The 9034-nt window shown below is 67.7% G+C and carries 12 protein-coding genes and 1 pseudogene; 9 read left to right on the forward strand and 4 right to left on the reverse strand.

From position 1 onward, the window contains the following. Positions 1-94: 94 nt before the first annotated feature. From AB0E69_RS26305 to AB0E69_RS26320, 4 genes are all read left to right on the forward strand, one after another. Positions 95-595 (forward strand): hypothetical protein, encoded by a 501-nt coding sequence (locus AB0E69_RS26305; RefSeq protein ID WP_360151314.1) that lies wholly within the window; start codon positions 95-97, stop codon positions 593-595. Between the two features lie 17 nt (positions 596-612). Then, on the forward strand, positions 613-1416 hold the full coding sequence (locus AB0E69_RS26310; protein WP_360151317.1) for an MBL fold metallo-hydrolase: 804 nt from the start codon (positions 613-615) through the stop codon (positions 1414-1416). Between the two features lie 143 nt (positions 1417-1559). Continuing rightward, a complete protein-coding gene (locus AB0E69_RS26315) occupies positions 1560-2267 on the forward strand; it encodes a helix-turn-helix transcriptional regulator (protein ID WP_360151320.1) in 708 nt (235 codons plus the stop codon). Positions 2268-2276: 9 nt separating this feature from the next. Next, positions 2277-3218 carry an MBL fold metallo-hydrolase gene (locus AB0E69_RS26320; protein ID WP_360151323.1) on the forward strand — a complete coding sequence of 314 codons (942 nt, stop codon included), beginning with the start codon at positions 2277-2279 and terminating at the stop codon, positions 3216-3218. Positions 3219-3228: 10 nt separating this feature from the next. Here the strand turns inward: AB0E69_RS26320 and AB0E69_RS26325 are convergent, their stop codons facing one another. After that, the gene (locus tag AB0E69_RS26325) at positions 3229-3852 is read right to left on the reverse strand and encodes a helix-turn-helix domain-containing protein (protein ID WP_360151326.1); all 624 of its coding nucleotides are present in this window, start codon (positions 3850-3852) and stop codon (positions 3229-3231) included. An 81-nt stretch (positions 3853-3933) separates the two neighbouring features. On the opposite strand from AB0E69_RS26325, the gene AB0E69_RS26330 reads away from it, so the two are divergent. Continuing rightward, positions 3934-4389, forward strand: a complete 456-nt coding sequence (locus tag AB0E69_RS26330; protein ID WP_360151329.1) for an SRPBCC domain-containing protein — start codon at positions 3934-3936, stop codon at positions 4387-4389. Here the strand turns inward: AB0E69_RS26330 and AB0E69_RS26335 are convergent. Continuing rightward, a complete protein-coding gene (locus AB0E69_RS26335; RefSeq protein ID WP_360151332.1) occupies positions 4386-5159 on the reverse strand; it encodes an NTP transferase domain-containing protein in 774 nt (257 codons plus the stop codon). The two genes, AB0E69_RS26330 and AB0E69_RS26335, sit on opposite strands and share 4 nt — an antisense overlap. Beyond that, positions 5156-6535, reverse strand: coding sequence for an MFS transporter (locus AB0E69_RS26340; protein ID WP_360151335.1), 1380 nt, complete (start codon positions 6533-6535; stop codon positions 5156-5158). The genes AB0E69_RS26335 and AB0E69_RS26340 overlap by 4 nt, the downstream gene beginning before the upstream one ends. Before the next feature lie 44 nt (positions 6536-6579). On the opposite strand from AB0E69_RS26340, the gene AB0E69_RS26345 reads away from it, so the two are divergent. The 4 genes and pseudogenes from AB0E69_RS26345 to AB0E69_RS26360 all read left to right on the forward strand — a co-directional run bounded on the left by AB0E69_RS26345 (position 6580) and on the right by AB0E69_RS26360 (position 8398). Continuing rightward, positions 6580-7167 (forward strand): CGNR zinc finger domain-containing protein, encoded by a 588-nt coding sequence (locus AB0E69_RS26345; protein WP_360151338.1) that lies wholly within the window; start codon positions 6580-6582, stop codon positions 7165-7167. 102 nt (positions 7168-7269) lie between these two features. Continuing rightward, a complete protein-coding gene (locus tag AB0E69_RS26350) occupies positions 7270-8004 on the forward strand; it encodes a manganese catalase family protein (protein WP_360151341.1) in 735 nt (244 codons plus the stop codon). 19 nt (positions 8005-8023) lie between these two features. Further along, positions 8024-8179, forward strand: a pseudogene (locus AB0E69_RS26355) (hemerythrin domain-containing protein); the annotation flags it as partial. Positions 8180-8194: 15 nt separating this feature from the next. Continuing rightward, the gene (locus AB0E69_RS26360; RefSeq protein WP_360151344.1) at positions 8195-8398 is read left to right on the forward strand and encodes a hypothetical protein; all 204 of its coding nucleotides are present in this window, start codon (positions 8195-8197) and stop codon (positions 8396-8398) included. Positions 8399-8545: 147 nt separating this feature from the next. On the opposite strand, the gene AB0E69_RS26365 is transcribed toward AB0E69_RS26360, so the two are convergent. Beyond that, on the reverse strand, positions 8546-9025 hold the full coding sequence (locus tag AB0E69_RS26365) for a DUF6328 family protein (RefSeq protein ID WP_360151347.1): 480 nt from the start codon (positions 9023-9025) through the stop codon (positions 8546-8548). Between the last annotated feature and the right edge of the window lie 9 nt (positions 9026-9034).

The raw sequence follows: 9034 nt of genomic DNA on the forward strand, positions 1-9034 counted from the left end.
GCGAGCCAGAACTGGTCCTGGCCGACGCCGGAAAACTGGACCTTCACCGGGACCAGAGTCGGATTCTAGCGTGACTTTATTGCAGCTACAACAGATGGAGTCGCGCACCATGAACAAGGCCCTACAACGTCTGGACGTCCTCGTCGGCACCTGGGACATGCATGCGTCCATCGGCGATCGCCCGATGGGTGAGTCGAGGGCGACTTTCGGTTGGCATCAGAGTCACGGCTACCTGACGATGCACGTCGACCCGCCGACCGACATCGCACCCGAGTGGCAGCAGAACTCGCCGCTGCCGATCGATGCCGCGATCGGGTATGACGAGCACAGCGGCTCGTTCACCATGCTGTACTCGGACGCCCGCGCAGTCTGCCGCGTCTACCAGATGGCTTTCGAGGGTGACCGCTGGACGATGCAAGGCCAAGCCGCTGACGGATTTCATCAGCGTTTCGTCGCGATCGTCGATGCAACCAGAGGTCGCATCGAAGCGCGTTGGGAGCACGCCGAGGACGGCGAGTCCTGGCGAAGCGACTTCGATGTCACCTACGTCAAGCAGGACACGACTTCCGTGAGCTCCGTGTCTGGGAGAGTTTGAGGGATAGCGGAGGTCTTATGCGGTTCAGGTCGGGTGGGCGGCTTCATGCTCGGTTCGAGTTCGGGGAGCTGCATGTGGTGTCGTTGCGGGATGGGTACGTCGACATGCCGCCGACGCGGCTGCGTGGCGAGAATGGGCGCGCGCTCGACGAAGTGCCCTCGGGGGTGCCACTTGCCGATGGCAACTTGCGGTTGTCGGTGAATGCGTTCTTTATCGGCGACGGGACGCGGTCGGTGCTTGTCGACACCGGTGCGTCCAACGCCTACCACGACACGATGGGATCGATCTACGACGCGTTCGACGAAGCCGGGCTCGATCGCGGTGAGGTCACCGATGTGGCCATTACCCACCGGCACGTGGACCACGTCGGCGGCCTGATCGCGCCGGACGGTTCAGAGGCGTTCCCCAGTCTCGAGCGGGTGTGGATCGGTGCGGGTGACGCCTCGGTGTTCACGGACCGGCTCGAGCCGCTCCGCGACCGCGTCGTACCGATCACTGGACCGGCTGCGATCACTGACTGGGTCACGGCCGTCCCCACGCCAGGTCATACGCCCGGTCACACCATCTATGACGTCCGGAGCAACGCCGGTCATCTTCTGGTCTGGGGTGACACAGTGCACGTTCCCTCGCTCCAGTTCGAGCAGCCGTGGGTGACCTGGGAGTTCGACGGCGACCAGTCGCAGGCGCGCCTCGCACGGGCTGCTCTCCTCGAGCAACTCGTGCAACCGGGATACTTCGTTGCCGGAGCGCACCTCGACTCGCCCGGCATCGCCCGCGTAACTCGAGCCGTGGCCGGCTACCAAGCACAACCAATCTCCTGAGCTCAAACAGCGAGGGTGAAGCGGCGGCGTACGCTGACTGCTATGCATGGCGGGGCTGGTGAGCTGGGGTCGTTTCTGCGGGCTCAGCGGGCTCGGGTGGAACCGGCGGTGGTCGGTCTGCCGGCCGGTGGTGTCGCCGGGTGATGGGTCTGCGTCGGGAAGAGGTCGCTGTTCTGGCGGTCGTGAGCGCGGACTACTACACGCGACTCGAGCAGGGTCGCGAACGGAACCCGTCGGCCTCGGTGCTGAACGGGATCGCGCACGCGTTGCGGCTGGACGCCGATGCGCGCGGTCACCTGTTCAGGCTCGCCGGTCTCGCGCCAACACCGCGACTGGGGTCGGCCCGCGACCAGGTGCACCCTGCTCTGCTCCAGCTCCTGGACAGCTTCCCGACGGCGGCGGCGTACGTGCTGAATCCGGCGTACGAGATCCTCGCCACGAACCGGGTCGCCCAAGGCCTGCTCGCGCCGTTCGGGATGACCAACATGCTGCGGATCATGTTCGAGCATCCGCAGGCCCGCGTGATCCTCGGCGACTGGGAGACCGTCGTCCGGCGGGCGGTGTACGCCGTACGCTTCAACGCGGCGTCCTATCCGGATGATCCCGAGATCGCGGTGCTGGTGGCGGACCTGGTCGCGAAGTCGCCGGAGTTCCGCGCACTGTGGGAGGACCAGACCGCGCGCGGATTGAGCCGGGCGTACAAGATCTTCAACCTCCCTGCGATCGGCCGCGTCGAGCTGACCTACCAGACCTTTGACGTCCGTGCCGCGCCCGGCCTGCAACTGCTCGTCGGTACGGCGGAACCGGGCAGTCCGGACGCCGAAGCGCTGGCCCGGCTCGCGTCGTCCTGATCTTCCTGGGTGCGGCGCACCCAGGAAGTCGCGGCCTTCCTCGCCGCACCGCAGAGCTCGACGCTGTCTGCGTGGCCACTCTGGCCACCCAGACTCTCCCAGGAGCTCGAGATGCTGAACTACTCGACGTACGTCGCGCCGTCCAAGCCGGCCGTTTCCGACGATCTCCCACCCGGCGAGTTACGGCGGATGTGGTCGCCGACGGCGGCGACGCTGATCTCCGGCGAACGCGACGCGGTCCTGGTCGACCCGCTGATGACCCAGGCCGAGGGCGCGGATCTGGCCGGCTGGGTCGCGGCGAGTGGCAAGAACCTGACCACGATCTTCGTCACGCACGGGCACGGCGATCACTGGTTCGGCGCCGGGCCGGTTCTCGACCGGTTCCCGGACGCCAAGCTGGTCGCGACCCCGGCGGTCGTCGACGGGATGCAGCTGAATGTCAGCCCGGCGTGGCTGGACGGATTCTGGCGCGAACGCTTCCCCGGGCAGTTGGCCGACCGGTTCGTGGTCGCCGAACCGCTGAAGGACGGCACGATCACGCTGGAAGGTGAGCAGTTGGTCGCGATCGACCTGGGCCACACCGACACCGATGGCACCACGGCGTTGCACGTCCCGTCGATCGGCCTGGTGGTCGCCGGTGACGCCGTCTACGACGAGGTCCACCTTTACATGTCGGAGTCGGTTGCCGGAGGCATCGACCATTGGCTGGCCGCGCTCGACGTACTCGACGGTTTGCAGCCGACCGCCGTCGTGTCCGGTCATCGCCAGGCCGGCGCCTCCGACGATCCCCGCTACATCGACGAAACCCGGCGTTACCTCCAAGCCTTCGCCGCCGCCGAATCCCGGACGAACACCGCTCTCGAGCTCTACAACGCAGTACTGGAGCAGTACCCGAACCGCCTCAACCGAGGCGTCCTCTGGAACTCCACGCGAGCCGTCAAACACGACTGACCACCGCCAGCTACCGCCGACGTCGGGTGGTGGTGTGGAGGGGCAAGAGTGCATCCAGGGTGGCGACGGCGTTTGCGCGGGCGGCGATGAGGATCTCCTCGTCGGTGAAAGATGTAGCAGCGGATGCGTGAACGGCGGCGTTGATGCTCAGTAGCGCCATCCGCAGCTGCAGTACGTTGGACGGGCTCTGGTCGGGCAGGAGGCCGGCCAGCACGTTCACGAGCCGCTCCAGGGTCGAGCCGATCCGATCGTTGGCGCCACCCTCCAACGAATGGGTGATCAGCGGGTTGGCGGCCAGGAAGCGGATGCCGCGGAGCTTCTCGGCGGAGAACGTCTCCACCCAGCGCAGCACGGCGGTCCTGACCAGCTCCGGGCGCTGCGGCTGCTCCTCGATCCACGCGAGCAACTCCTCGGCCTCGTCTCCGCGCTCGTCGAACAGCGCCTGCAGGATGTCCGCCTTGCCTTTGAAGTGGTAGTAGAGCGACGGCTTCTGGATGCCCAGCTCGTCGGCGATCTCCCGCAGGGTGGTTGCCTCATACCCCTTTCTGGTGAACAGCTCCAGGGCGACGCGCTGGATCGCGGCGCGGGTGCCCGGTCCGGAGCGGCGTACGTGGCCGGCGAGATCGACTTTCATGCGAGTAGCCTAACGCACGGTAGGCTGATCTACCTAACGTTAGGTAGGCTACGCTTCGAGTCAGTCGCACCTGGAGGAGAGATGAGTCAGTACACCGTCGTCCGCGAGTACCCGTATCCGATCGGAGAGGTCTGGACCGTCCTGACGGATCCGGAGTACGTCGCGCAGTGGACCACGACCGGGCAGGGGGGCCGGCCGGAAGGATTCGCAGCTGTTCCCGGGACCAAGTTCCAGTTCATCGGCAAGCCGACCATCGGCTGGGCCGGCATCGTGTACTGCGAGGTCGTCGCCGTCGACGCGCCCCGGTCGATGCGCTACACCTGGCGTGGCGACAAGGACAGCGACGACGTCACCGACGTGACGTACCTGCTCGAGGAGACCGCCGGCGGGACCAGGTTCACCTGGGAACACACCGGCTTCACCGGCGCCGGCGGATTCGCGATGTCCAAACTGCTGGGCAACGTCCGGCGCAAGATGATGACCGACGGCCTCCCACCGGTCCTGGCCGCCTACCACGCCAGCCGTTCCGAGCCCTAGGCATGGTCCGCGCTTCCGGAACACAGCGCGTTGGCGCGGGCCAGGTCGGACTCGAAGTCGACCTCGACCGCGGGGTACGCCGAGATGTCGAGCGGGAGCACCTCGAGCGCGGCGTGCTCGATCGCCGTCTCGATACCGCGCTCGAAGTAGTCGTCGTCCGCACACGCGGCCAGGTGCGCGATCAGCACCGGCTTGTCGGCTGCGGCGACGTAGTTGATGCCGATGGCTTCGCCGAGGCCGCCCTGAACGGTCTTGGACAGTTGAACGATGTGGCCGTCCGCGTCGACGGTGTACTTGATCTCCTCCTCGGCGACGGCGGCCGTGTTCACGCAGACGAAACTCCGGTCGGCCTGTACCGCGGGTACGACGAGGTCGAGCAGTCGTGGATGGAAGACCACGTCTCCGTTGAGCCAGAGCACGCCGCCAGGTGCCGAGGCGCGCAGTCCAAGGAGGAGGCTCTTCGCTGTGTTCGTCTGTCGGTACTCGGGGTTCTGGACGAACTTCGTGCCCGGAGCGGCCGGCATCACCAGGCCGGCCTGATGGCCGACCACCAGGGTGACGTCGACGTCGTCGCCGAATGCGTCGCGGAGGCAGTCCAACTGCCGTTGCAGGATCGTCCGCCCGTCCCGGAGACAAGTAAGCGGTTTCGGCAGAGATCTCCCGAGGCGGCTGCCCAGACCAGCCGCCAGGATCACGACCTGTACCGCGATCGCCCGAAGCTCGTCGTTCGGCACCACGACGTCGGTACCGGGACGGATTTCAGCAGTCATGGCGTTCCTCCTTCCTGCGCGCGCATCACCGCGGCCGTACGCGTCGAGCCGCTGACCTGCCGGCCACGACGCCCTTCGAGAGTACGGCGGTGGAGCCAGAGGCAGGCGATGCAGGTCAGGGCGGCCGTGGCGGCGACGGTGAGCCAGCCGGCGCGGTGGTTGAGGGGGTTGCCGGTTGCGGTGGCGACGCCGATCGCGGTGGCGACCATGATCGCCGTGCCCAGTTGGGCGGCGGTGTTGAGGAGGCCGGTGACGGTTCCTTGCTCTTCGGGCGGGACCGCCGTGCCGAGGGCGTAGGCGGCCACCGCGCCGACGCCGTTGCCGGCGCCGGCCATCACCAGGCTGACGACGACGAGGCTGGGCTGCCGTGCAGCGAGGAGGCCGGCCAGTCCGATCATGCCCAGGCCGGACAGCAGGATCGTCAGCGGCGTAGCGACTCTCAGCAGGCGAGTAGCGACTGCGGCCCCCACCACGACGGCAAAGCTGAAGGGCAGGATCATCAGCCCTGCGCCGGCCGGGCTGAATCCCTCGCTGTCCTGGAAGTACAGCGTCGTGAGGATGACCAGCGGGCTCGTCGTCGCCGTGACTCCGAACGAGCCGGCGACCCCGGCAAGGACCCCCGGTCGACGCCTGGTCCTCGTCGGCACGAGTTGGCTCGTGGTGCGGCGTTCGCGGATCAGGAGCGGCGGGACGAGGATTGCGACCACCGCGAGCAGTGCCGCGGTGATCCGCCACGAATGTGTCGTCGCGTTGGCGGCTGCGACGAGAGCGGCGACGGTGACGGTCTGGAGGCCGACGGACGGGAGGTTGAGGTGGTCGCGCTCGGTCGTTGGCTCTCCGTCAGCGGGTGTGACGCGGATGATGGCGAGCGCGAGTACGACGACCGCGGCGAGTCCGGCCCAGAAGATGACCCGCCACCCGAGACTCGACGTGACCAGGCCTCCGACGAGCAGTCCGGCCGCGCCTGCGAGTCCGCCGGTGGCGTTCCACGCACTGAGAGCACGTTCTCTGCGTGGAGCGGACGCGATCAGCAGCACAAGAGCGTTCGGTACCGATGCCGCCGCCCCAACGCCTTGCAGGAACCGACCGACGAGAAGTGCGGCAGGGGCTTGCGCTGACGCGCACAAGACGGAGCCAATGGCGTAGAGCGCGAGTCCGGCGAGCACGATGCGCCGCGGTCCGAGCCGGTCTCCCAGCCGGGCCGCGAGCAGGAGCAGCCCGCCGAAGCCGACGGCGTACGCCGGAACCAGGAGTCCCGCGTCCGTGGCCGAGCCGTGCACCGACGCGAGCATCCGGGGCAGCGCGGCGACCACGACGGTCACTCCCATCACGTCGACGAACTGCACGGCACACAGCGTCAGGGTTCGCAGCCTCATGACCTTCACGCTAACTAACGGTTTTTAGATAGGAAAGCGTTAGCGTGTCGGGGTACGATGACCTGGTGGCCGAGACGCCGTCGTGGGTCTGGCTCGAGGGTCACCCGGCGCTCGACTTCGCCAACACGGTGATTCGCCGGGGCTGGACCGAGCTCGAGCTGATCCACTCCTGCGCCGACCTGGAGTCCTGGCTCGACGCGGCCACGCTGCCGGCGCCGCGCCCCCGACGCGTGGTTCAGGCCGATGTCGAGGCGTTCCTCGCGCTGCGGGACCCCGCCTTACGGCTGCTCCGCGCCGCGACCGGGCACGGCCTCTGGAGCGCCGCGGATGCGGAGCTGGTCAACGAAGCCATTGCCTCGGTGCCGGTGATCGAAGCCCTCGGAGCAACTCGCGGTGTGATCGAGACCCGCACGCTCGGTTCGCCCAGTCCCTTCGCGCTGCTGCTGGCCCGCCTCGCCGGCGAAGTCCGCGATGCGTTGACGTCAGACGTCCTCGCCCTGTGCGACGCCCCGGGCTGCGGCCAACTCTTCTTCCGCCGCCGCCCGAACCAGGCCTGGTGCGGTCCTCCCTGCGGCACCCGAGCTCGCGTAGCCCGCCATCAGCAGAAGCGGCCGCGCGCTACTGACGCTTGATGCGAGACCTTTCCCATGGATATTCGCGGTCCCGGTGGGAACCGCGCCGGCCAGGCGTGCACGTCATTCGTCGGCGTGGCGCAGTGGACGAGGGAGCTGGGGATGTTTCGACACACCAAGCGGTTGCAGACCGAGGAGATCGGTCATATCGAGATGCTCGCGACGATGGTTGCCCGACTGCTGGAGGGTGCGCCGGCGACTGCCACCGCGGATGCTGTGGAGGATCCGGTGATGGCCGCAGTACTGGGTGGGATGGATCCGCAGCAGGCAATCATCGCCGGTGGTGGCGCGTTGCCCGCGAACTGTCAGGGCGTGCCGTGGAACGGCGGCTACATCGTTGCCAGTGGCAATCTGCTGGCCGACTTCCGGGCGAATGCGGCCGCGGAGGCGCAGGGGCGGCTGCAGACGGCGCGGCTCTACAACATGACCGATGACCCGGGCGTGAAGGCGATGCTGCAGTTCAACCTCGCCCGGGACACCGTGCACCAGAAGCAGTGGCTGAAGGCGATCGAGGAGCTGGAGGCGGACGGCCTGGAGACGCCGATCGTCCCGGACGCCTTCTTCGACGAGGAGGACCAGACCCACAACCGGACGATCTGGGGCTTGTCGGACGGGACCGACGGTCCGAAGGGCGGCTGGACCGAGGGCGACGACGCCCTGGAGTACCTGCTCGACCCCGAACCGCTGGGCGGACCCGGTACGGCGCCGGCGCCCGATCCCGAGCTGTTCGGCACCTACTCGACCGTGCAGGACCTCAAAGGCACGGTGAAGGCCAAGGCAAAGTCGACGGCGAAGAAGGTCAGCGCCAAGAAGTCGACTCGCTCCCGGAAGCGCTGACGGACGGCGCAGGTCGGGCGAGAATGAGGAGGTTTCGCACAGCCAGCAGGAGCACATCGAGGCCGACCAGCTGCTGGCGAAGCTTGCCGCGACCGATCCCGCCTCGCCGGACTTCGACACCGCTCTGCAGAACCTCATCGACGCCGTCTCGCACCACGTCGAGGAGGAGGAGACCAAGGTCCTCCCGGGCATGCGGTCGAACCTGTCCGACGAACGGCGTACCCAGCTTGGCGAGGCGTTCGCCGCGAGCCGCAAGCAGCACCTCGGCGAGCAGCCCGGCGACATGAGCCGCGAGCAGCTGGCGAAGCAGGCCGCCAACGCGGACATCTCCGGTACGTCGGGGCTGAGCAAGGACGAGCTCAAGAAGAAGGTCGAGAGCGAAGCCGACCGCTGATCCACCACGACGTCGCCTCACCCTCAGCGGGTGAGGCGCCGTCCGGTATCTGGTTTTGGTCAGGAACCTGTCTGGCACGGCGCCGGTCCGCCCGGGCTGACCGCTCGCCGAGGCCCCGCCGTTCAGCACCGAAGCGGCGGGGCCGACTCACGTCTCGGGATCGTGGCGGTAACGGTGGCGGATGGCCGCGGGGATGGCCAGCCAGAGGATCACGAACGAGGTGAGTACGACGGCGACGACGATGATGGAGAGGGTCCGGGAGAGGACGACATCCAAGGCGATCAGGACCCCGCCGCAGATGGCTGCGACGAGGAACACCAGGCCCCCGCGCGCCAGGCGGTCGCTGATTCGGATCAGTTGGTCGCGGAGGCCTTGCTGGTAGAGCATTCGGTGCACGGCGACCGGAGCGAGGAGCATCGCGACGGCCAGCGCGGACGCGATCAGCGTGACGGCGTACACGATGTGGGTGAAGTCGTCCGCCGAGTGGAACGCGTTCTGGAAGGCGATGCTGAGCAGGAACGCGAACAGGATCTGCGTACCGGTCTGGGCCAGCCGTAGCTCCTGGAGCAGTTCGGCCCAGTGCCGGTCGAGGCGCTCGCCGGAGTCCTCTTCGTCGCGTTTGTACATGGTCATCGG

The sequence above is a fragment of the Kribbella sp. NPDC026611 genome (assembly GCF_040638345.1).
Classification (GTDB): Bacteria; Actinomycetota; Actinomycetes; order Propionibacteriales; family Kribbellaceae; genus Kribbella.